Genomic DNA, 23,116 nt, shown 5'->3' with positions numbered 1-23,116 from the left:
GTTAGGTACTAAGCTGCTGTCATACGAATTTAAATGTTCAATCTATTGCTTCTTGTTTAGACCAATATTTGATGAATTTATGGCTCGTTCTAATTGCTGCTTTTCACCAGCCTCTCGCTCTTCTTTACTTTTGTAATCACCTCTTAAAAAGTTAAAGCTAGGCCCATTGTCTGAGACAAATTCATTAACTAAACCTTTAACATTAAGTTCATATTTTTCATCAGTCATTTTATTTCTCCAGTTTTATATATTGCTTGCGGGATGGTAAATGTCGGTATAGCCAATTTTTGTCATGCTTAAAAAGCCACAAATAACTAGCGTTAAATTTATGCTTAAGTTGATTGCGTGAATATCTAGGAAACTTCTTCATTGCTAGTGACAAAGATTTACGATGCTTTACAAGCTTTGCCCTAAAACGGAGGTGCTTACGTTGTTCAACAAGTTCTGGATGTTGGGTCAATACTTGCTCAATAGCACCTGTACTTAAATTAAGTCCGTTTGCAATATCCTTAGCTGGGATGCCCATCATCAGTTTGCGCAATATCGCTCTGCGGTCATTTTCAAAAATCTTAGATGCGCGGCTTTTCACTTTCCCGCCACCAGCAACAACCTTTGATTTGACGGCAGTAACACTTAACTTGACCTGTTTGGCAATGTTACGAAGGCTTTTTCCCTGTCTAAATAGACTCAGAATCAACTTACTTTTTAAGCTGTCGCTTGTACGCCTTCGAACTGAGATACTGGATTTATAGTGCTTTTCTAAATCTTCATTAGCGCTATGGTATTTTGATAGAAATGAGTCAGGTGTAGAGAATAGATATGACATCAAAGCCAAATGTTTCGCAGGATGTAAATGGCAATCATGGTAGTTATAAAAAAGCTGACTTGGGTACGGATAGGTTTTGTTGGTTGCAAATAACGTCTGCCATGCAGCATGGTTCAATTCTGCGGCATAATACCCCTGCAAATCTTCTCTTAGATTCTTCTGCCTAATCCTAAGGCTTTTGCAAGCAAACTCTTTGTTAAATAGCTCAATGCGATAACAGTTTGTTAGCCTTTCATAATCAAACATATCAATATCTGATTGAGTTAGTGCCCAATGGCTAAAACTCGAAAAGTGATTGTGATGCAATTCACCTTCATCAAATATCTCATTATGCCGTTGTGGAGGTAACGACACTTCTCTTCGCGTGACCTGTATCTTCAACAACTCTTTAGCATGTACTGGGCAGGTTACCAATGCATAAAGTTGATGTTTCCGATGCCAATATGCCACACCATATTGTTCCAAATCGTCATTTACACATTCAGGGCAATAGTACAGGCAACTTCCTTCATTCACTCGGTTAGATGTAATACCAAGCCACTTTTGCACAAACTCAACATTACCATCAATAAGTGCTTGTTTGACTGGCTCATATTTATTTTGACCTAGAAATGGTTTGAAGTAGTTTAGACATGTGTGGTTGTCTAATAGCTCAATAGGATGAATGCCATAGTTGTCAGAAATCCAAGGAATCAAGCTAGGAAATGGACTGTTTATTTGCAGATTATCACTACCCCAATAGTAGTTTTGAGCAATGCGAATGTGAGGATAACCACTAAAGTATAATTGCCTTACGATAAAGCTGGTTAGGGTTTCATCTGGGAATAAGCCGCTATAGTCCACAATGCTCTCCCAGTAATATATTTTCAACTTCAGATTGGCTATAAAACATGCGTAGACTGGCAATATAAGAAAGAGGTGCAAAATACTTATTGCTGTAAATTAGCATGGTGAGATTGATGCAATATGGCGAAGTAGATGATTCATGGTTGAAGTTGGGAAATTCAAAAAAATTTTTGTAATGCCAATCTAAAACCAAGTAATCCAAAACACTCTGGTACTTTCTAAGTGACACTCGATGACTTTTACTAAGCTTTTCAGCAGAATTAGGCAGAGATAGAGCAACCTTGAGTGCGTTTTTTATTTTATTTAACCGACTTTGAGGCTTTTTCTTTATTACCTCTAGAGTTAACAATTCAAGCCAAAGCTCTTCATCTGACAAGCCAACAATATTGGTCTGAATAATTTTATGACATAAAGGGCATTTTTTATCATTGGGCGGTAGTGGATGGTTTGCGAGTTTTGTAAGGTGATAACCTTTGCAGGTGCAGCCATATATTAACTTTACCTCATGACTTGGACATCTCAGTATAGTGGGTATTTGATGTATGACATGCCAATAACGTGTGCCCACATTTAACTTATCTTGTTCAACACAAACTGGACACCAACGCCAAACATTATTAAATGCAATATTCTTTACACCGCTAAATGACAATGTTTGGTTGGTTGCGGCTTCACTAATATCTTGTACTAGAACTTTTGGTAAAAACCTTGAATTAAAACGAAATGCTGTATGGCTTGCAAGAAGTTGCTCCCTTGGAAGAATTCCTTCGTATAAACGCCATATTTTCTCGAAATTCTCGCGCCAAAAATATTTGTTATTAAGCTCATAATCTGAAGATGTAACAAACCTAATTACTCTTCTAAATGACCTATTCCCCTCCCACACACAGTAACGAGCTAACACGCCATTAATATGCTCTCCGATAATTGGAGCGGGAAAACCGCTAAACATGGTTAAAACCCACTTTCAAAATTGTCGTCATCAATAAGATTGCTGTTATTATCTTCCGGCCCACCATACTCCGGAATATCAGGAACTTGATGTACGACAGGAGGTTTATCAATATCATCCTTTTTCTTATTCTCCCAAACAGCGTTACCCTTATTATCTCTGGGTAGAGCTTCCTCATAATTTTTTAACTGACTTTCGTTAGGGCTGTCTGTTTGTTCAACCATACGCAATTGCTCTAACGCAAAATCGATATGCCTAAACTGAGTTTTATAAACTTGATTAAGTATTGCGATGTCATCAGTTTTCTTTTTTGTAATAATCACCTGTTCATGATGAAGTTTCGCTAAACGATTAATGATTGCTGGAATACCCACTGATAAGCGATGAAACTCTGCTTTGAAAGCATCTGTAGGAACACCACCCCTACAAATTGTCTCTGGGAAAAAATCAGTAAAAATCTTATTAAACTCATCTGAATCTAAAGGATATGTGCCAAATACAAACTCTCTATCATCAAGCATTCTGCGAGTTGTGGTCATGTCGAGGTATTTACTTTGGTCTTTTGACGGAATAGGTTCAAATAGTTCAAGCCCTTCTAAAGTACAGCTAAGGACCACAGGTATGCCTATCTTGTTAAAAAGAGACTCAATTACCGTTAAATTTGGAGAGTCTGAAGAGGTAATGTGCTTTAAGAAAAACTGAACTTCATCAATATGAATCAAACCAATGTGATGCTTAGTAGCAACCAATTGCATGTTCGCATAAAACCGCTCAACAGACTCTTTGCTTCGCTTTTCCCAAGTTTTAAAGTACTGCGTGTTCAATACAGCATCAACAGCAGCAAAAAAAGATAGTGCAAGTGCCTTTGGTGACTTCGATGCTGCACAATCAAAGCTTACATATGTTAATTGTTTAGTTTGAAACGGCTCTCCATGAAAGCTCTCGTGCTCAATTACTTGAGGTATTAATGAGAGAACTGAGCGCACTGTAGTAGTTTTGGATGTTCCACTTATCCCAGTAACAACGCAACTAGGTGCTGATGAAATACTAAAAGATAAGTTTAAATTATCGTCATAAACTCCTTCTATTGCGTTTTCACCAATGGTGGTTCTCTGATTCAGATAGTTAGGTTCAAAAGGGTTTCTATCAACGTATCCGCACAATATAAGCTCCATAAATTTATGATACATATAAAAGCTATGAGGATGAGGTGACACAACTTTTCTAAAATGATTTATCTGTGTTTTTTTATAAAAGCTTTGAAACTCGGTAAAATCATTGGCAGTTGGATGAGGCTTGTGTAATTTTTTAATAACCTCTTCCCGCTTTAACATAACGGTTAATGCCTCTGTCAGTGGGTTTCCATTTAAAACGGGATCTGGATGTTTGCTGTATACCGCTTGCATAACCTTGTTCAAATTAGTCTGCGTCATACAAACTCCTATCTATATCTGAGGTTTTCTGAGGTTGTTTAGTTGTGCTTTGAGAAGGTGACGACCCTTTAAATGCCCCTTGAATGTTAGAAGACACCTCTAGCATATCTATTTGACGTTGTATGTTTTGTCTTGCCCTGATACCCGGCTGTATGGATCTTCTTGTATTCTCAGGTGCATCTCGCATGGCTTCAAATTGTTGCGCAGTTAGCTTTTTAAGTTCATGCTCTTTTTTGATCCGTTCATCTCTTTCTATTTGCCCAAGCCCATAGGACTCTTGTAGCTCTTCGTACAAACGATGAAAGATCATGTCCCACGACTCATCGGCAAATCGTTCACAATGGTCATCTCGCTTAAGGGTTAATTCGACATAGGAACCATCATCGGTTCGAAAAATTAAGAAGTTGCCTGAAGCTCTTGTCCAACCTACAGTGATCTTAAAGACCCCATGTTGTTTAGCTCTGATATACCACTTTTGTTCATGCGCGTAGCCTGAATCATATTCAAGCCCCCGAAAATGAATAGACCCGTCTCGCACAGAAGCTTGATCTTTTAATAAGAAAGCCCATCTAACATGCATACGATCATACTCAGTCAAAACTGGATTACCGCCATTCATTTCTTCATCAATGTTGCCTAGCCAAAGCTCTCTTGGAGTAAATCCAATACTATTTTTAGCATCACGCTTATTCAGTAAATGAACTCTGTTGCTCGTATTGTTATGATGAAGAATGTCTTTGATAATAATGCTATGAAGTGCGTCTATAGTATAGATAGCCTTATTACTAGGGTGCTGTTCTTCTCTTTTCAGATCTACAGTTGCACCCGCAACAAAGTTAATCGTCATGTCTTGCACAATGCCAAAACGTCTTTCGACAATTGACTTACAATCTCCTCGATATACAGGAACAAAGTTGACAGTGCGAAGGCGAAGGTTGGCTTTGAGCATAGGTTCTAAATGTTTAAGTGAATATTCAGAACCATTATCAGCGGTAAGTTGAGATGGAATGTGAAAACAAGGCCACTCATTTTCTTTTAAAGTTATGCCATATTTGGCGCAATGTTCAGCCTTTGGTAAACATGCATTTACCATAGCCTCAGATGCCCCTATCCAATCGGGGCCATGAAATCCTATGTAATAGCCAACAATCATTGTGGTATACACATCAACAACAAAATAGATTACGGGTCTACCTACAGACCATCTACCAGTAGTATCATAGGAATATCGAATGTATATGTCGGCAATAGTGGCGTCTATTTCATAACGAAACGAGGGTCCAATTACGCCATCTCGCGCTCTCTCAAATCTGGGTTTCCAGTCCTTATCATAAGCAATATCACCATATTTTAATCTCATCAAATCTTCATGTTTGATCAAAATACGCCAATGCCTGTAGAACATTCCATCTGAAATACATTCTTCAGGAGGCAAGGCTCTTACGCATTCGATTGTTCCATTAGGGGTTTCTACTACTTCAATAACGACTTCAAATTCTCGTTGATATACTCTCAGTGCATATGCAGGTTTGTACCGAAGGTTATGGCGCTTAAAATATGAATAAAGACGAAACATATTTTGTTTATCAACATCGGTCACTCCACGATGTTTGCTAACAGTTTTTTGACGACCTTTGGACTGTTTATCAAGCTTTCCTGATTTGCGTCCTCGTTTGATATTTGCATCTTTGAGTGTAATTACATGGTGGTAATTTGAACCACAATTCTTAAATCCAAAAGGTAAAAAAGCATTCTCAACACAACCAAAAGCAATATACTTGTTAAAGGCATTGTAAAACGCCCCTTCACTTTTCCATTCGTGACCTTGCTCTATTAGCTGTTCAATCTTTTCAGCGATACCGTCACCAAATAAGTACTCGTTGACACATTCGTCATTAAGTAATGATTTGATTTTTTTGACTCGTTTTTCTCTAAAATCAATCCAAGTTTGGTTGCGCTTTTTTAAAATTTGTAAGTCTGTCATGTCTAGCTCAATTGGCATCACATAACGCTGGATTTCTGTTCCTTTTCTATTTTTAAATGAGTTGAACGTATCGAAGGTCCATATTTTAGGCTTTTTAACGTTGTTATTTTTAGGATTTTCGAGGTGATTAACATCGATGACTGCAACTCGATCTGACCATTTATCGATTGCACAAATGAAGTAATTTATGCCTTCATTTTGGTTAACTATTTGCAGGCCTTCGTACATAACTACCCCCTAGCCCACTAATTTCACTGGGTAGTAAAGTTTCAACTTTTCACTGAGATCTAACGGTAACAATTGATCTAGTGCAGATAGCTTAAATAAAGTAATGCCTTGCTTTTTACTTAACAGAAGCTTTTTGCAAGCAAAGTCGATGTGATCCTGAATAGTACTTAAAGGTGCTAGATACCAGTGCTCTAAAAACAATTCACAAAATTTTATTTGGGTGTGTTTATCAACGTCAATACCAAACGCCTGAGTAAACCAATCAATGTTCCAGCATTTGGCTTTGGTAGCATTTAATTCTGTTATAAGACGGAATATAACTCCTTTTTTGCGCCAATACTCACGCTCTATTTTTTGCTTTTGAAGCGTGCGTCCTCTTTTTAAAACAGGCTTTCCTCTTTCATCGAGTCTGTAAAACTGATCAAAGTACTTAAAGCTATAAGCGATTTTCTCTATTTGCTTAGACTTGAGGTTTACCTCATGAACAACAAAATCTGTACTAGCTACATAAGCCTCATTGGTTTCATAGTTTTTATGATGAACAATGTTAAGTTGGCGAGCTATCTTAAGTGTTGACGGAATGTGTAACGGTACTTGCTCATATACTGCTATAACATTGGGCCGCCATATTAGTATCTGGTATGCCCTGTATTCGCCATCACTAAGCAAGTGAATGGTTCGCTTTTGTTTTGGACATTCAACTAAGTGTCTCCGTCCCATTTTGTTCACATCAGTGACCCTTACCCAAGGAGCATGTCCTTGCTCAAGAGTCAGTTTTTTCCATCGTCTCAAATCACCAACGATTTCAGCCGTTAGATCAGGTTGCTTGACTGCCATGACGGTTACCCAAAGGTTACTCTTCGTAAAACAGACAATGGAAGCAACTTCAACTGGGAGTTAGTCAGCTCAGGTTCAAAACAAAGCTTTATGTTTAAGTTAAAAAGCAGCTGCAATATTTTACGTGCATCAGGAGAGTTCAAAAGTGAACTCGGTACTTCGATACATTCGATATTGTTGATGCTAAGTACCGTTACCATTTTTTGGCTTAATCTGCATAATCCCACTTTTTCAACTTCTATACACTGAGGCATCAAGCGCACTTTCAGAGCTGTTGAATTAATTACTGATTTACAAAGTTGTTTAACACTTGAAAAAGAATGTTCGCTTAATTTGAGTGTATTCATGATTTCACCTTAAGTTTTTAATCACTTAAAACAAATAGAACAAATAAACACAAAAATCAAGAAGCGGAATAGCATAACCCGTTGTTTTTAAAGGATTTAATAAACGTTAAATTATATATTTATTTTAATGTTTATTATTTAGTAATTTCCCAATACATTGTTTAATAAGAACTTAATTTATATATATTTTCATATAAATTATTTTTTAAGGGCGATTCAGAGAAAAATAAGTTAAAAAATCACGCAGAAAACTTTTTGTATTTTTTTCGATTCGTGTTTGAAATTGAAGAGCAGATCAAAGATCTCAAATTCTCATAGTGCAAATAATCCATATTACCTCCATGCTTTGGCCTATGTTTTTAAAAGCTACTCAGCTAGGATTTATGAAGACCAACACTAGAGCGAACTTACTATGGCAACAACGACAGTTTACAATTGGATTATAGTTTCCGTATATGACCGCTATGATCAACATGACCATAATACGTTCGTAGGCAAGGTTTTATATGGCTTCGTACTAGATGACCAAACCTACAGGTTTGCACCAAATGATTATGTCACCAGCTCTCGTATTGAGAAATGTGACCTGAAAAGAGGTATTATTGAAACGCACAGTGGCAGCGTCTATGTACTTCATGGGACGGGAACAGATGCTGCCATTGATTTTCGTGATTTTGAATTATTACGAATGGGGTACAGCCCAATACAGATCGCTCAATTAAATACAGCATCGAATGGAATGATTCATTAAAACAGTGATGCTTGAAAATTGAAGTCTTCGGCACTCGAAATTCAATGAATTCTAGGTAATAGATTCAATTTAAAGGATCATAGTATCGTGACTGCATATAAATCAGTACGAACTACGATCCAATTCCTAAAGGTAAATTTTACTTATTAATAATGACCCTAAGCTTCACTCCACTTATCTCATCTATGTATGCCGCTGTTGCACCTATCACTGTTAGCTGATCATCAGAAATTTTTGCTTTAGATATAGCAGGCTGAACAATGGAAACACCTAATTTAAAGTCAGCATATCGAGATATTTTTGCTAGATTAACTAAGTCTTCAAATGAGCCTTTTTCTATTCGAGAGGTTTTTCCATTTTTGAGCCTTCCACGCTCTCTCTCCATCAGTCGTAAAATCAATTTTTCTTTGTCTGCAAACCACTTAACACTTTTCTCTGCTTGACCTACGACTTGATAAACATCATCGATTCTTGCTCCCGGAGTCGCCACTCCACCTTTTTTAGAGCAATATTTGCAATGAAACAAATCAATCACCAGTTTATTGTCATCTATGTTTTTTATCGCGACAATATCTGCAATTTCTCCTGCTCCATCATCATCAAAAACCAAATCATATTCATTTAAAATTTTATGAATCGTATAGTATTGGACTGAATTTGCAATCTTACTTGTGGTCTGTGATTCAACTGATATATCAACTCCATTCCAATCCCAATCTTCTGTATTGTTCAGATCGTATTTATAAATGTAATCTTCATTAGGGTAATATCTAAATGCACCATCTATTAATGAAGTGTCACTTAAAAATATTGTAGGGGGGTGCTCTTCAAAAAACTCAGCAAGCGGAGTGGACTGCTCCCCAATCTTAATGTTTAACTTGCTTTCCGAACTAATAGCAACTTCTCCGTTGCCTTTAATTCTCATTGACAGATTGTGCTTGCCGTATTGATTATTGAGGAAAAATCTAATTTCTTTAGAATCTGGGCTGAGTTGGTCACTTAGCAATAATTCACAGTTTATTAGCGTTTCTTCCCATGCTACAGACTCAATAGAAATTTTCAGTTCATTTTTTCTAAGTATTTCGACAGGCCAATCAATAGCTAGTGCTGGGATGTTTGGAAACTCAACTAGCTCTTCGGTTTGCATGGCCGTCTTCATCACTTCATTTGTATCAATTTTGTCGTCCAATATTTTTTGTCCGACCCCTTTACACCACTTTATCCACTGATCTAAAGAGTCGCTATCCATTGCCCAAACTTTACCTTTATGCGAACAACCAATACTAACTAGTTCGCCATTTTCATAGCCTTTACCAAAGATGTTTGATTTTGTTGCTCTATTGGCTTCAATATCAGGTATTTGTTCATTTATCTCTGTACCAGTATGCATAGAGTATCGTAACCCCTTTTTATTTTTATTAAGGCCAACATTTTGCAGTTTTAAACGCTTGAGTCCCGCAAGTGCTCGGAATACGTATTCTCCTTGAACTTGAGTAGCATCTTCAGCAATCAACTTTACTAACCTTTTTACTAGGCCATCTTTAGCGGAAGAATGAATAAACAACAAACCATTTGCTTTGTCATAGAACGCAATATATAGGTCCCAAGATTCATCAAAAAGTTCCCTAGAGCTGGTCCACCCTACTGGAAGAAAAGATTTAACCGAAAATACCAACGTATCTTTTTCGTCATTAATAACGGAATCAATTATCTGAAACTGCTTGTTTCCAAATCTACTAAACCTTTCTGGTTTCCATTTGGCAATTCGCATTCTATAGACAGTGGTACTTATACTTGGGGTCAGTCCCAGATCCAAAAGTTTACTAGGCTCGGAAAACTCTTCTCGAAATTCTTGATAGGCTTTTTCAACTTTTATTTTTTTAGAACTAATACTACTGATAACATTGTTCCAGTCAGAGTCTTCTTTATAAAGCTCTTCTAGACTTTCATTTACGTTAGGGTTCGCAATATTGGCAATAAACTTAGCGTCACCGACATTTGATGTCGTTCTTGTAAAACGCCCAGTAAACTGGAGCATTACATTGATACTCTTGTGTGGATCGTGAATCGCAGAAATTTTAAGTTGGGGGAGATCGAAACCTTCACCAAGCATATTTACACAAACAATGATTTTGTGTTCTCTATTTTTAATTGCTTCAAGAACTTTTGATTTATTCTTGGTATTACTATCAATCAAAACAGGCTTAAGATCTTTTTCCTTTGCGTAGATCTCAAATATTTCTTTTGCGCGTTTTTTACTTGCCGCTCTTGCCATAACAATGTGGTCAAGCTTGTTTTCTATGTCTTTTCTGAGCAGAGAAATAGCTTGTTGAGCTATCGCTTCATCTGACTTTTCCTCAACAAATTCTCTCACAGGGTGAAACTCTATAGGCTTAAAATATCCGTCATCTTGAGCTTTTTTTAACGGGTAATTAAATATAATTTTTCCTTCTATTCTCGAACCATCACTTCTAAATGGCGTTGCAGTAAATTGGAATACTGATTTATCTCTAAAACGAGACTTAACTTGCGCCCATGTTGTCGCTGTAACATGATGAGCCTCGTCAACAATTAAATGTGTACATTCTTGCGTTAATTTCTCGAAATACTGTTTAGAAAATTTTGATAAAGAGGCTGCTGATGTAATTATCACATTGGCATCAAGAATTTTGGATAAATCGGAAGGGTCATCTATTCCATGTTTAATAGTTGAAACTATAGGGTTAAAAAATTCATCACAAACAAGTCCCAGTTGCCTAAGCAGACCAAGTTGAACAAATTTATTTTTAGTTTGTTCTCTTAAAGCATCAGACGGGACAATCACAAGAGTTTTCTTAAACTTCCCTGCAACTACGATAGATAAAATAGTCTCAGTTTTCCCCGTCCCGGTTGGCATGACAACTGTTGCGGCATTTTTTTCGTCCGACCTATCAAAGCCTAGAGCAGCAAATATACCACCCAATTGTGGGGGCCTCAGCCCAGCGATACCTAGTTTTTCGTTTTCCTCAATGAAAGAAAAATTAGATTTACACCACGAGTCGAATATATCTTCTACTGAATGTTGTTCGTCATTTAAAGGTTGCCACGTTACGGTACTACTTTTAACTTTTATTTCTTGCATCACATTCTTCCTTGTTGACAACAATATTATGAATTTTAAGCTAACATTTTATATGCATTTATCCTACTTCAATATCATGTAATTTCGAAAGAATAACAGTGAGAACCCCATTAAATTACAAGCAGTTAAAAGAGGGGAGAGAACAATCAGATTTGTCCAACAGCCTGTTTTCCTTTGCCGTGGACTCGTACCAACCTGTTGTTGAAGTAAAGAATATACTTTGTGCCCGTCATAACAAAAAAGGTGAGCACTAGGCTCACCTTTCAATTCTTTACGAGTCACAAACTATATTCGACTCACAAACTACCAAAATAAAGTCACAGACTTTATTAGAGTACGACAATCTCACTATTCCTCAATATAACTTTCCAGCGGCGGGCAGCTACACATGAGATTACGGTCGCCGTATACGTCGTCGATACGGTTTACGCTTGGCCAGAACTTGTTGCGGGCAACGGTAGGTACCGGGTATGCCGCGGTGGTGCGGTCATAGCTGCGGTTCCAGTCGTTGTCGCAGATATCGGCCAGTGTGTGTGGTGCGTTGTGCAGCGGGTTGTCGGTGGCATCCCATTCGCCGCTTTCCACTTTGGCGATTTCTTCGCGAATGTGGATCATGGCTTCTACAAAACGGTCCAGCTCAAACTTCGATTCTGACTCAGTTGGTTCAATCATCAGCGTACCGGCTACCGGGAAGCTCATGGTTGGCGCGTGGAAACCGTAATCGTTCAGGCGCTTAGCGATGTCCAGCTCGGTAACCCCGGAGGCTTCCTTAAGCGGGCGTAAATCGATAATACATTCGTGTGCCACGTGGCCGTTACGGCCTTTGTAAAGCACCGGGTAATGGCCTTCCAGTGAACGTGCCACATAGTTAGCGTTCAGAATGGCAACTTCGGTGGCTTTGCGTAAACCGGCACTGCCCATCATTTTGATGTACATGTAGCTGATAGGCAGAATCGACGCACTGCCCCATGGCGCAGCAGATACCGCACCACAGTCTTTACCCGCACCTTCAATGTCTACCACAGTGTGGTTAGACAGGAACGGCGCCAAATGCGCTTTTACGCCGATAGGACCCATACCCGGGCCGCCGCCACCGTGTGGAATACAGAACGTTTTATGCAGGTTTAAGTGCGATACGTCTGAGCCAATAAAGCCAGGTGCGGTAATCCCTACCTGGGCGTTCATGTTGGCGCCATCCATGTACACCTGACCGCCATACTGATGCACGATATCGCAAATTTCACGCACGGTTTCTTCGTATACGCCGTGGGTTGAAGGATAAGTGATCATGGCACAAGACAGGTTACTTCCCACTTCTTCTGCTTTAGCACGTAGATCGTTCAGGTCTACGTTACCATTTTTGTCACAGGCAACGACTACCACTTTCAGGCTAACCATTTGTGCCGAAGCCGGGTTTGTCCCGTGGGCAGAACTTGGAATAAGGCACACATTACGATGGCCTTCGCCACGACTCTCGTGGTAACGCTGAATGGCCAACAGTCCGGCGTATTCGCCCTGGGCACCTGAGTTAGGTTGCATAGATAGCGCATCGTAACCGGTAATGCTGATTAGCCAGTCGCTGAGCTCGCTTATCATCTCCTGATAACCTGCTGCCTGATCCAGCGGCGCAAACGGGTGCAGCTGACCGAACTCCGGCCAGGTCACCGGGATCATTTCGGCTGTAGCATTCAGCTTCATGGTGCATGAGCCTAAAGAAATCATCGAGTGATTGAGCGCTAAGTCTTTATCTTCCAGGCTCTTAATGTAACGCAGCATCTCAGTTTCTGAGTGATAGCTGTTAAACACTTCGTGCGTGAGGTAGTCACTGGTACGAACCAGGTCGCCCGGAATAGACTGGCTACCCTGAGTGGTCACCTGGGCATCGAGGTCGTCAATGCTCAGGCCGTGCTCGTCACCAATGAGTACGCTGAACAGGTTTAGAATATCATCGCGGGTTGTGGTTTCATCCAGCGCAATACCCACTGCGCCTTCAAGATCTGCACGCAGATTGAGGCCCAGTGCCAACGCCTTTTCAATCACAGTGTCTTTGTTATCCACCAGCACGGTGAGCGTATCAAAGTAGGTGCAGTGCTTCAGTGCCAAACCCTTTTTGGTTAAACCAGCAGCCAGAATATCGGCAAAGCGGTGAATACGGCTGGCGATGGTCTTAATGCCTTCAGGGCCATGGTAAACCGCGTAGAACGAAGCCATGTTGGCCAGTAATACCTGAGCAGTACAGATGTTTGAGTTGGCTTTTTCGCGGCGGATATGTTGCTCGCGGGTTTGCAGCGCCATACGCAGTGCCTGACGACCACGAGTGTCTTTACTTACGCCAATAATACGCCCTGGTAATGAACGCTTGTAAGCATCACGGGTGGCAAAAAAGGCGGCGTGTGGACCACCGTACCCCATGGGTACACCAAAACGTTGGGCACTGCCTAAAGCAACATCTGCACCCAATTCCCCGGGCGATTTCAGCAGCGCCAGGCTCATCAGGTCGGTGGCAACCGCTACAATGCCTTTTTTGGCCTGTACCGCGGCAATAATGTCGGTGAGATCTTTCACTTCACCGGTAGTGCCGGGGTATTGTAGTAACGCACCAAACACATCGTGATCGGCCGCCTGCTCGGCAGGGCCAGTAATAATGCCGAAGCCAAACATCTCAGCACGGGTCTCTACCACGTCGAGGGTTTGCGGGTGCACGTCATCGGCCACGAAGAACAGGTTAGCTTTTTTGTTTTTTGATACCCGTTTGGCCAGCGCCATGGCTTCTGCCGCCGCGGTACCTTCGTCCAGTAATGAAGCTGAGGCCAGCTCAAGACCTGTTAAGTCGATTGTCAGTTGCTGGAAGTTAAGGATGGCTTCCAGACGACCCTGGGCAATTTCTGGCTGATACGGCGTATAAGCGGTATACCAGCCTGGATTTTCCAGCACGTTACGTAAAATGACGTTTGGCACGTGGGTATCGTAATAGCCCATGCCAATAAACGAACGGTTAATTTTATTCTTTGCGGCGGTGGTTTTTAGGGCTGACAGCGCTTCAACTTCGGTGGCGCCTTCGCCGGTTTCGATAGGTTTATCCAGACAAATACTGTTGGGCACGGTCTGCTCGATAAGGTCATCCAGTGAGCTGGCGCCCACTTTGTCCAGCATCTGCTGAATTTCTTCTTCGCTGGGGCCAATATGACGGCCAACAAAGGCGTTTTTTTGCTCTAACTGAGCCAGTGAAATTGAAGCGTTTGACATAATTCGTTAAGCATCTGCAATAGAGTAAAAAGAATAAACAAAGGGGCCAATACCGCCCCTTTATTATCAATGTTGTAACGTCAGACTTATTCGTCGTCCTCGATACTGGCGGCGTAGCCTTCAGCGTCGAGCAGCTCGTCCACTTCAGCCACATCGTCGGCCTTGATTTTAAATAACCAGCCGTCACCAAATGGGTCTGAGTTAACCAGCTCAGGTGAGTCTTCAAGTTCTTCGTTTACCGCCAGTACTTCGCCGGTGATTGGGGTGTAAACGTCTGATGCGGCTTTTACCGATTCAGCTACTGCCACGTCGTCGCCGGCATTTACCTGATCACCCACATCCGGTAAATCAACAAATACCATATCACCTAATAAATCCTGCGCGTGTTCAGTGATACCAATGGTAAAAACTCCGTCACCTTCGGGGCGAACCCACTCGTGTGACGCCGCGTAACGTAAATCATTTGGGATAGTACTCATGTGTATTCCTGCTCTTCGTTAAATTGTTATAAAACACTTTTTCCATTGCGGACAAAACTGGGCTTAACCACTTCTACTTTAACCCACTTTTTACGCATTTCCACCTCTACGGTGCTGCTGTTAGTCGCAGGAATACGCGCCATGGCTATGGCATGTCCTAAGGTAGGTGAGAAGGTACCCGAAGTGATAATGCCCGCTTCGCCTTCTGCTGTTTTGACGTTCAGTCCGGCGCGCAATACGCCTTTTTCTTTCATCACCAGGCCAACCAGCTTTTGGGTGCCCTGTTCACGTTGCGCCTCAAGCGCTGCACGACCCACAAAGTCACGGTCGGCAGGTTCCCAGGTCACGGTCCAGCCCATGTTCGCTTCCAGCGGCGAAATGGTCTCGTCCATGTCCTGACCATATAAATTCATGCCCGCTTCCAAACGCAGCGTATCGCGCGCGCCCAGTCCGCTGGGTTTAACCCCGGCATCCAGCAGGCTCTGCCACAGCTCAGGCGCTTTTTCTACCGGTACCATAATTTCGTAACCGGCTTCACCGGTATAACCGGTGGTAGCGATAAACAGGTCTTCGGCCTGCACACCGTAAAACGGCTTCATGCCTTCTACCGCTTCATTCTGGGCGTTAGAGAACACCACTGAAGCTTTGGCTTTGGCTTCCGGCCCTTGCACTGCAATCATGGCAAATTCAGAACGCTCGGTAACCGTTACGTCAAAGCCTTCGGTTTGCTTTAACAGCCAGTTCATGTCTTTTTCGCGGGTCGCCGAGTTCACCACCATGCGGTAGTTAGTAGCATCAAAATAATACACAATCAGATCATCAACCACGCCGCCATCGTCGTTCAACATGCCGCTGTATAGCGCTTTGCCTTTGTCCTTAAGCTTATCAACGTCGTTAGCCAGCAGGTAACGCAGATAGTCTTTAGCCTGGCTGCCGGTAACATCAACAATGGTCATGTGCGACACGTCAAACATGCCCGCCGCCTGGCGAACTATATGATGTTCTTCGATTTGCGACCCGTAGTGAAGCGGCATATCCCAGCCATGGAAATCGACCATCTTGGCACCTGATTCCAGGTGCTTGTTGTATAACGCGGTGCGTTGTGTAGTTGCGCTGCTCATTGTGGCTAACCCGACATTGTGAAGATATTGCATAAAAGTATAGGGAGGCCTGGCAATCACAACAAATTGGAAATTCTTATGAATACATTTAAAATGCTTATATACATAAGGTAAAATATCAGAATTACTAATCTTTATGATGAAGCAGCTCTCCCTCGACAACCTGCGCACCTTTGTTGGTGTCATTGAACAAGGCGGCTATGCCAAGGCCGGTCAATGGCTGGGGCGCTCGCAGCCTGCCATCAGCCTGCAGATAAAAAAACTGGAAGAACAGCTGGGTAAAAAGCTGTTCACTAAAGTGGGTCAACGGCATTTTCCGAGTTCTGACGGCAACTGGCTGTACCCGAAAGCCAAGGAGCTGCTGGAGCTTAACGACAGTATTTTTCGTAGTTTGGATCCCACTCCGTTACGCGGCCGCATGCGGTTAGGGATCCCTAACGAGTTTGCCTCAACCTTGCTGCCTGGCCTGATTGGCGAGTTCTCAAAACGCTATCCGGATGTATCGCTGGAGGTGACTTCAGCCCTGAGCCGCGAGCTGCTTCACCCTTCGCGGCAAAATGACTTTGACATGATCCTCGCGCTGGTTAACCCGGAGCAAGCTACCGATGGCGATGTGATCCTGGAAGATGAGGTAGTCTGGGTTGGCGATCCGGCTCATCCGCTCATCACTCCCAATATTGCCCTGGTGCTGGCGCCCGATGGCTGTATTTATCGTAGTCGCGTAATAACCCACCTTAAACAACAAACCACGGCCTGGAAGATAAGCTACACCAACGCCGATTTATCCGGCCTGGTAGCGGCGATTCAACAGGGTCTGGGCATCACCGCGCTGGCGCGCTCCAGTATGCCGGCGAATCTGATGGAGCTGAAACACAAAAACCTGCCGGCACTGGGAGGGATCAACGTATGCCTGTTTATTCAGTCTACCCAGCACCCGGTTGTAAGCAGAACACTGGCAGACTTCATTACTCGTCGATTAAGAGAACGATAATTTCCATTTGAACTTGGGGGTTCGCGACTTTGCACTATACTTTGCTCAAAGCCCGTGTTTTTCGATGATATGCTAAGTACCCCCATAGACAGCAATCTGGTTGACGACGACTATTCTCTGTTAACCAGTGACATGACCGCAGAGGAAGCCGCCCAGCTTACACCTGTTTTTCAAACACTCACCGATCACCTTAGTCTGGATGGTGCGGTGCTGCTGTGTCATTCACGTTCGCTGTGGAATCAGCTGTATTTCACCACCGAGCAATCCCTCGATAGCGATTTTATCGAGTCTTTGCTGGGGCAATTTAGGGCCGAGAGTCGCTGGCATTGTCCCGCCGGTATTCTCGACTTTGCCCTGCCTTGTCACGATGAACTGGCAGCACTTACCTTATTCAGTGAACCACTCAATATAGAACTCAGCCTGTGCGTGATGCTAAAGGCTGGCACTACTACCGATGAAGAGCTGTTTAATCGCCTGCAGCATTATTTACAAATACTCACAACCCTGTGTGAGCACATTACCCGGCAGCGCATTTTACAGGCCAGGCTGATTAAGAAAAAACGTCTCGGTTTTATTGTAGAAGCTACCGGAGCTGGCACCTGGGAATGGGAGATCCCTTCCCAGCGCGTGCAACTCAACGCCCGTTGGGCGAATATGCTTGGTTACCAGCTTCACGAGCTGGGCCCGCTGTCGATAGATACCCTGTTTAATGCCATGCACCCTGAAGACCGCGAGACAGCCAGAGCTCTACTGCACGATTGCCTGCAGGGTCATACAGAATTCTACAATTTTGAATGCCGCATGCTGCATAAAAGCGGCGAATGGAAGTGGTTTCACGAGCGGGGCAAGGTTACCGATTATAACGAAAAGGGCGAACCTTTGCTGATGGCGGGCACCCACACGGATATTAATGACAAAAAGCGTACCGAAATTGCGCTCGCCGAAAAGGCCAGTTTTCAGCAGTTAATGTTCGACCACCTGCCAGTATATTTATTTGTGAAAGACACCGATTACCGCATTGTGATGGCCAACGATAGATTTATCTCACTTTATCCGCCAGAGAAGCGGCAAAACGTAATTGGCTATACAACTGTCGAGGAATACAACAAGGATGAAGCCGCGCAGTTTTTGCGAATGGATATCCTGGCCTTTGCCTCAGGCAGTTCAGAAAACGAAGAGCAAATCCAGTTTCCCAACGGCGAAGTCCGTACTCTGTGGACCAAGAAAGTCCGCTTTGAGGATGCCCGGGGGCAATCTTTTATTCTGGGTGTAGCTACCGACATTACCAATGTGAAGGCCAGTGAACTGGCAATGCAACTGGCAAAAACTGAAGCGGAACAGGCCAATCAGGCTAAAAGTGAGTTTTTAGCCGTCATGAGTCATGAAATCCGCACGCCAATGAATGGCATTATGGGTATGTTGCAGCTGGCGGTTCAGCACGCCTGTGACGAACAACAACAACGCCGCCTTGAGCTTGCCCGCACCAGTGCCAGTGCCTTACTTACTATCATCAACGATATTCTCGATTTTTCTAAAATCGAAGCGCAGAAAATGGAGCTGGAATACGCGCCTGTTGAAATAGATTTACTGGTTAAGCGTATTGTTGAGGAACAATTAGTTCACCTGAGCACAAAGCCTGTACAACTCCAGGTCGATTTGAGTGACCTACCCTTTAGCCGGCTTACCGGCGATGAAGTACGCCTGGGGCAGGTACTAACCAATTTACTGTCTAACGCGATTAAATTTACTGCCGAGGGGGAGGTGCACCTGAGTCTGCGAGGTATTCCGCTGGACAGCGAACATATTCTGCTTGAAATCACCGTGAAAGACACCGGAATAGGCATGACCGAAGCCCAGCAACAAGTGTTGTTTAAGCCGTTTAGCCAGGCCGACTCATCCACAACCCGGCGCTTTGGTGGCACCGGCCTCGGGCTGTCTATTGTCCATCGCCTGACTCACATGATGAAAGGCAAAATCTCCGTAACCAGTAAACTCAATGAAGGCAGTCAGTTTATCGCCACGGCAACTTTATCTTCGCCGGTACGCCTGCAACAATTGCCGGAGGTAGGTGGCGTTATCGTGTTGAGTTCACTGCACAGTCAGGCGCGATTACTGTGTAAACAATTAGCTGTCTGGAAGGTTCGCTTTGTATTAATTGACTCGCTCGACTCACTGGCTGAGTTCAGTGAAAAAATGCCGCCCAACATGGACTGGCTGATTATTGATGACGCGCTACAGGCTGAATTCAGCGCCTGGAGAAACAGTAAAAAGCAGGCCCACCTGGTTGAGCTATTACCCGCCAATCTGGCTATCCTTGCCGAACGCAATGCTACCAGTGATGCTAAGGCTTTACCTGACAAAACTTTTCATAAGCTCAATAAGCCGGTTTTACGTCATGAGCTATTCGCCTTGCTGCAGGGCTCAGCCAAAGACGTTGCAAAGAATGCCGATCTGTCATTTATCCCGTCCCACCAGATGGTGGCTCCAACAGGTCGCATCCTGATAGCAGAAGACAACCCAATTAATCGCGAGGTAGCTTTTTATATGCTGCAGGACGCAGGGCTTTCGGTGTTGTCGGCCGAAGATGGCAAACACGCGATCGATTTACTGAAAACCAACAATGATATCGATCTTGTCCTGATGGATTGCCGCATGCCGGTAATGGACGGCTTTGCTGCTACCTATGCTATCCGCACCGGCAAGGCAGGCGAGCAGTACAAGAACATTCCCATCGTGGCGTGTACCGCTAACGCTTCTGTGCAGGACAAACAAGAGTGTCTGCAAGCTGGCATGAACGCCTACATCACTAAACCGTTACGCAAGAAAGTTCTGCTCAACACCGTTTTAGCGATGCTTAACCCCGATTATACCATCTGACAATACTGGCTTTTTTCCGGTCTTCCTGTCAGCTCTCATCGTGCGTCTCAGGCACTACTATGAGCTGGCAGTTTATTTTTTAATCACGGAGAAAAATCATGAGCAAAACAACCCTTACCTCACTTCAGCCTCACCAATTGCTTAACGTTAACGGTGCGGGGATAGTCTCGTTACCGGGTCTGAATCCCATTCCCATGCCAGCACCAATGCCAGGCCCGGTGATCATTCCCGACGACAAGGAAGACGACTCCATTTTTGTAGGGCTTAAGGTAACCCCGATGGAATAAGTAGGTTTAAAAGCGGCTGGCGGCAGTAGCCGCCTGCCACTTATTTTTAAACTTTCAGCGGCTCCAGTTTACCCAGTGGGTCGGCCAAAGATTCTGGTGGTGACGTAAACCAGGCCGGGCCATCAGGCGTCATGTATAAACAATCTTCCAGTCGCACGCCAAACTCGCCGGGTAAATAAATGCCGGGTTCATTAGAAAAGCACATGCCGGCTTGCAACAGGGTACTTTCGCCTTTGACGAAGTTAACACTTTCGTGCCCCTCCATACCTATCCCATGACCGGTTCGATGAGATAGCCCTGGCAACACATAATCCGGTCCGTAACCTAACGCGGTATAGTGTTCGCGCACCGCATCGTCCACACTGCCAGCAGGCTTACCGAGTTGCGCCGCCGCAAATGCAATCTCCTGCCCTTTACGTACGGTCTGCCACACCTGCTGTTGCTTTTTATCAGGCTCACCAAATACAAACGTCCGGCTGATATCAGACTGGTAACCATGCACCGCACAACCGCAATCCATCAGCACCACAGAGCCATCCCCGATGACCTGCTGCTGACGGGTGCCATGAGGGTAGGCACTGGCCTCGTTAAACAGTGCCAGGCTCCACGGCCGGCTGCCTCCCAGCGCCACCATGGCCTGATTCATCATGCTCTTGACTTCGGCCTGCGACATGCCTTTGCGTAAGCGTTTATACACGTAGCCGTAAGCCGCCAGGGTGATTTCATTGGCTTTATGCATTAGCCTGAGCTCATGATCTGACTTCATCATTCTGCAGCCGCGAGTAACCGGTTCGGCGCTTACCGCACGCAGCTGTGGGTTAGCACTCAGGATCCCGTCGGATACAAAAAAGCGTACGCTGTTTTCAAAACCAACGGCGCCCTTTTTAATACCGCGATCGGCAAGGATTTTTGTCACTAACTCAAATGGGCTCTCGTGCTCCTGCCATACCCGAACGTCATCGCCTACTTCCAGGGATTCGCGGATACTGGGCTCTTCAAAGAACGGGCACACTACGCCAATCTCACCTTCCCCGGGGATCACTACGCCGGTAAGCCGTTCGCTGCGCCACCACTGAATACCGGTGAAGTACACCATGGCCGCACCGGGTTCCAGAACAATGGCATCGATGTTTTGTTGTGCCATCAGTTGTTGTGCCTTAGCAATTCGAGCGCGTCTTTCACTGGCAGAAATAGGCGACAAATCGCCTACCAGTGATGACAGCGAAGCCAGTTCTTCCCGCTGCTCTGCGGCGCCTGCCTTGCCGGCCAGCAACAAACTAACGCTACTTAAGCCGGTTAATTTTAAAAATGTACGTTTATCCATATCTCGTTCTTCTTGTTTGGATGTTAAAACTGATGCGTAAACACTGAGCGCGAGGGGATTTCTATCAGGCGGGTCTGTCGCCCGTCCAGATACCAGACGCCGGTGTCATCAAAAAACGCGTCCTCTTCCAGCATAATGCGAATTTCTTTGCCCCAGGCTTCCACCATCACCGCGTTATTCAGCTCAATACTGTAGGCAGTATTCATATGCAGCGGGTAATCACCGTCGCCCGGTACACCGCCCTGCTTATCCCACATACCCAGTGTGGTGCCTGCTGCATGGCCGTGATAACCCAACGGGTGAGTATAAATAGTCGGTTTTAATCCCGCCGCTTTTGCTTTGGCTAAACTGCTTGCCAATACCTCGTTACCAGTGCGGCCTGCGGCGAACTCACCGGTAAAGATATCCTGTAACTGATTGCCTTTTTGCAGCGCCTGCTGCAGGTATTCAGGCGCGCTACTCTCGCCAGGCATTAAAATGTAAGCATGCTGCTGTGTATCGGTATTAAGGCCCAGATAGGTAATGCCAAAATCCACGTGCAGCAAATCACCGGGCATAATGACCTCGGCCTTATCATCGTCAAACGTAGCTTCATGATCGAAGCGCTGATTATCGCTTCGCTGCAAGGAGACAGACGGATGAAACCAGGTCGATAGCTTCAGTTCCGCTACCCGCTCTCTGAACCACCACACCAAATCGTCGGTGGTGGTTTTACCTACCGTGATAGTTTTGGCTGAAAAGCCTTCGGCAATTATCTGATGGGCGACCGCGACCATTTTCTTGTAGTGGGCAATCTCGGCATCAATGCGGGTTTCCAGCCAGCCAACGGCCAGCGCTTCCGCCGATACCACCAGCGACTGGTATTTTTCCGGCAGTTCGGCCATTAAACTGGCGCGGTCGGTAACGGTAAGACCATCGGCATGGGCCCAGATTTCGGACTGGTTTACGCCAATAGACTTGGGATCAAAACGTTCAATAATCGCATTCAGAGCCTGCCACTGATCCGGCTGCGCAGATTTATCCCAGGCTCGTTCAAACATACTCCCCACCTTGTAAGGCGCTACCGCCAGCGTATGCACCTTGCCCTGATCATCCCTGGCGATAACCAGAATAGTGGTGCGTCTGGCGGTTTGCAGCCAGTCTGCCGGCAGGAAGGTGCGTAATACCGGGTCTTCATTGTACTCGCGGCTAATCATAAGCCACATGTCGATGCCGCTGCGGGCCATTAACTGGGGTAAGAGCTGCTCAACCCGCTTTGCCAGCAAGGTATCCTGCACTTGTGCGCGCTCGCGCAATGAGAGTAGTTCATCGGCCGGTGCCGCCTGACTGTTAAATACGGCTAAACCGCCCAGTAGCAGTAATACATTCAACACTCGCACCCGGTATGCTCCTGATTGTGATCAAAGGTTTATACCAATCCGCATAGAAGTTTACCCTCTCAGAGTGAGTCAAAACGACTTAGATCA

The 23,116-nt window shown here is 44.2% G+C and carries 17 protein-coding genes; 4 read left to right on the top strand and 13 right to left on the bottom strand.

All coding sequences use genetic code 11. From position 1 onward, the window contains the following. Positions 1-42: 42 nt before the first annotated feature. From D9T21_RS16410 to D9T21_RS22775, 7 genes are read right to left on the bottom strand one after another with little or no spacing between them, the layout of a single operon-like run. Positions 43-228 (bottom strand): hypothetical protein, encoded by a 186-nt coding sequence (locus D9T21_RS16410; protein ID WP_123326076.1) that lies wholly within the window; start codon positions 226-228, stop codon positions 43-45. 1 nt (position 229) lies between these two features. Further along, a complete protein-coding gene (locus D9T21_RS16405) occupies positions 230-1,669 on the bottom strand; it encodes a TnsD family Tn7-like transposition protein (RefSeq protein WP_164464719.1) in 1,440 nt (479 codons plus the stop codon). Beyond that, positions 1,659-2,624, bottom strand: coding sequence for a TniQ family protein (locus tag D9T21_RS16400; RefSeq protein ID WP_123326072.1), 966 nt, complete (start codon positions 2,622-2,624; stop codon positions 1,659-1,661). The genes D9T21_RS16405 and D9T21_RS16400 overlap by 11 nt, the downstream gene beginning before the upstream one ends. 2 nt (positions 2,625-2,626) lie before the next feature. After that, positions 2,627-4,057 (bottom strand): ATP-binding protein, encoded by a 1,431-nt coding sequence (locus D9T21_RS16395; protein ID WP_123326070.1) that lies wholly within the window; start codon positions 4,055-4,057, stop codon positions 2,627-2,629. Continuing rightward, positions 4,044-6,269, bottom strand: a complete 2,226-nt coding sequence (locus tag D9T21_RS16390) for a DDE-type integrase/transposase/recombinase (RefSeq protein ID WP_123326068.1) — start codon at positions 6,267-6,269, stop codon at positions 4,044-4,046. The genes D9T21_RS16395 and D9T21_RS16390 overlap by 14 nt, the downstream gene beginning before the upstream one ends. A 9-nt stretch (positions 6,270-6,278) precedes the next feature. Then, positions 6,279-7,106: a TnsA endonuclease N-terminal domain-containing protein gene (locus tag D9T21_RS16385; protein ID WP_123326066.1), complete on the bottom strand. Its 828-nt coding sequence runs from the start codon at positions 7,104-7,106 to the stop codon at positions 6,279-6,281. Positions 7,107-7,111: 5 nt separating this feature from the next. After that, positions 7,112-7,453, bottom strand: a complete 342-nt coding sequence (locus D9T21_RS22775; protein ID WP_164464718.1) for a hypothetical protein — start codon at positions 7,451-7,453, stop codon at positions 7,112-7,114. 412 nt (positions 7,454-7,865) lie between these two features. Here D9T21_RS22775 and D9T21_RS16380 point away from each other — a divergent pair, with 412 nt between their 5' ends. Next, positions 7,866-8,204: a hypothetical protein gene (locus tag D9T21_RS16380; RefSeq protein WP_241155737.1), complete on the top strand. Its 339-nt coding sequence runs from the start codon at positions 7,866-7,868 to the stop codon at positions 8,202-8,204. 139 nt (positions 8,205-8,343) lie between these two features. Here D9T21_RS16380 and D9T21_RS16375 read toward each other — a convergent pair whose 3' ends face one another. The 4 genes from D9T21_RS16375 to gcvT form a co-directional block, all read right to left on the bottom strand. Next, on the bottom strand, positions 8,344-11,325 hold the full coding sequence (locus tag D9T21_RS16375; protein ID WP_123326064.1) for a DEAD/DEAH box helicase: 2,982 nt from the start codon (positions 11,323-11,325) through the stop codon (positions 8,344-8,346). 348 nt (positions 11,326-11,673) lie between these two features. Next, positions 11,674-14,571 carry an aminomethyl-transferring glycine dehydrogenase gene (gene gcvP / locus D9T21_RS16370; RefSeq protein ID WP_123326062.1) on the bottom strand — a complete coding sequence of 966 codons (2,898 nt, stop codon included), beginning with the start codon at positions 14,569-14,571 and terminating at the stop codon, positions 11,674-11,676. Between the two features lie 86 nt (positions 14,572-14,657). Beyond that, positions 14,658-15,050, bottom strand: coding sequence for a glycine cleavage system protein GcvH (gene gcvH, locus D9T21_RS16365; RefSeq protein WP_105935947.1), 393 nt, complete (start codon positions 15,048-15,050; stop codon positions 14,658-14,660). Between the two features lie 26 nt (positions 15,051-15,076). Further along, the gene (gene gcvT, locus D9T21_RS16360; RefSeq protein WP_123326060.1) at positions 15,077-16,171 is read right to left on the bottom strand and encodes a glycine cleavage system aminomethyltransferase GcvT; all 1,095 of its coding nucleotides are present in this window, start codon (positions 16,169-16,171) and stop codon (positions 15,077-15,079) included. Between the two features lie 139 nt (positions 16,172-16,310). On the opposite strand from gcvT, the gene D9T21_RS16355 reads away from it, so the two are divergent. From D9T21_RS16355 to D9T21_RS16345, 3 genes are all read left to right on the top strand, one after another. Next, a complete protein-coding gene (locus tag D9T21_RS16355) occupies positions 16,311-17,162 on the top strand; it encodes a LysR family transcriptional regulator (protein WP_123326216.1) in 852 nt (283 codons plus the stop codon). Positions 17,163-17,231: 69 nt separating this feature from the next. After that, positions 17,232-20,039: a PAS domain-containing hybrid sensor histidine kinase/response regulator gene (locus tag D9T21_RS16350; RefSeq protein WP_123326058.1), complete on the top strand. Its 2,808-nt coding sequence runs from the start codon at positions 17,232-17,234 to the stop codon at positions 20,037-20,039. A 98-nt stretch (positions 20,040-20,137) separates the two neighbouring features. Then, positions 20,138-20,326 (top strand): hypothetical protein, encoded by a 189-nt coding sequence (locus D9T21_RS16345; RefSeq protein ID WP_123326056.1) that lies wholly within the window; start codon positions 20,138-20,140, stop codon positions 20,324-20,326. 46 nt (positions 20,327-20,372) lie between these two features. Here D9T21_RS16345 and D9T21_RS16340 read toward each other — a convergent pair whose 3' ends face one another. Both D9T21_RS16340 and D9T21_RS16335 read right to left on the bottom strand, forming a co-directional pair. After that, positions 20,373-21,650, bottom strand: a complete 1,278-nt coding sequence (locus tag D9T21_RS16340; RefSeq protein WP_123326054.1) for a M24 family metallopeptidase — start codon at positions 21,648-21,650, stop codon at positions 20,373-20,375. A 23-nt stretch (positions 21,651-21,673) separates the two neighbouring features. After that, a complete protein-coding gene (locus D9T21_RS16335; protein ID WP_377907565.1) occupies positions 21,674-23,023 on the bottom strand; it encodes a M24 family metallopeptidase in 1,350 nt (449 codons plus the stop codon). Positions 23,024-23,116 lie beyond the last annotated feature (93 nt).

The sequence above is a fragment of the Marisediminitalea oceani genome (genome assembly GCF_003731635.1).
In the GTDB taxonomy this organism is placed as follows: domain Bacteria; phylum Pseudomonadota; class Gammaproteobacteria; order Enterobacterales; family Alteromonadaceae; genus Alteromonas; species Alteromonas oceani.
Note: the sequence above shows the minus strand (reverse complement) of the source record. Positions and strands in the feature narration are given on the sequence as shown.

Coding starts and splice junctions, on each gene's coding strand:
- D9T21_RS16385 (WP_123326066.1), bottom strand. CDS start 7,106: ATGGCAGTCAAGCAACCTGATCTAACGGCTGAAATCGTTGGTGATTTG.
- D9T21_RS16400 (WP_123326072.1), bottom strand. CDS start 2,624: ATGTTTAGCGGTTTTCCCGCTCCAATTATCGGAGAGCATATTAATGGC.
- gcvP (WP_123326062.1), bottom strand. CDS start 14,571: ATGTCAAACGCTTCAATTTCACTGGCTCAGTTAGAGCAAAAAAACGCC.
- gcvT (WP_123326060.1), bottom strand. CDS start 16,171: ATGAGCAGCGCAACTACACAACGCACCGCGTTATACAACAAGCACCTG.
- D9T21_RS16390 (WP_123326068.1), bottom strand. CDS start 6,269: ATGTACGAAGGCCTGCAAATAGTTAACCAAAATGAAGGCATAAATTAC.
- D9T21_RS16340 (WP_123326054.1), bottom strand. CDS start 21,650: ATGGATAAACGTACATTTTTAAAATTAACCGGCTTAAGTAGCGTTAGT.
- D9T21_RS16395 (WP_123326070.1), bottom strand. CDS start 4,057: ATGACGCAGACTAATTTGAACAAGGTTATGCAAGCGGTATACAGCAAA.
- D9T21_RS16355 (WP_123326216.1), top strand. CDS start 16,311: ATGAAGCAGCTCTCCCTCGACAACCTGCGCACCTTTGTTGGTGTCATT.
- D9T21_RS22775 (WP_164464718.1), bottom strand. CDS start 7,453: ATGAATACACTCAAATTAAGCGAACATTCTTTTTCAAGTGTTAAACAA.
- D9T21_RS16380 (WP_241155737.1), top strand. CDS start 7,866: ATGGCAACAACGACAGTTTACAATTGGATTATAGTTTCCGTATATGAC.
- D9T21_RS16350 (WP_123326058.1), top strand. CDS start 17,232: ATGCTAAGTACCCCCATAGACAGCAATCTGGTTGACGACGACTATTCT.
- D9T21_RS16375 (WP_123326064.1), bottom strand. CDS start 11,325: ATGCAAGAAATAAAAGTTAAAAGTAGTACCGTAACGTGGCAACCTTTA.
- D9T21_RS16410 (WP_123326076.1), bottom strand. CDS start 228: ATGACTGATGAAAAATATGAACTTAATGTTAAAGGTTTAGTTAATGAA.
- D9T21_RS16345 (WP_123326056.1), top strand. CDS start 20,138: ATGAGCAAAACAACCCTTACCTCACTTCAGCCTCACCAATTGCTTAAC.
- gcvH (WP_105935947.1), bottom strand. CDS start 15,050: ATGAGTACTATCCCAAATGATTTACGTTACGCGGCGTCACACGAGTGG.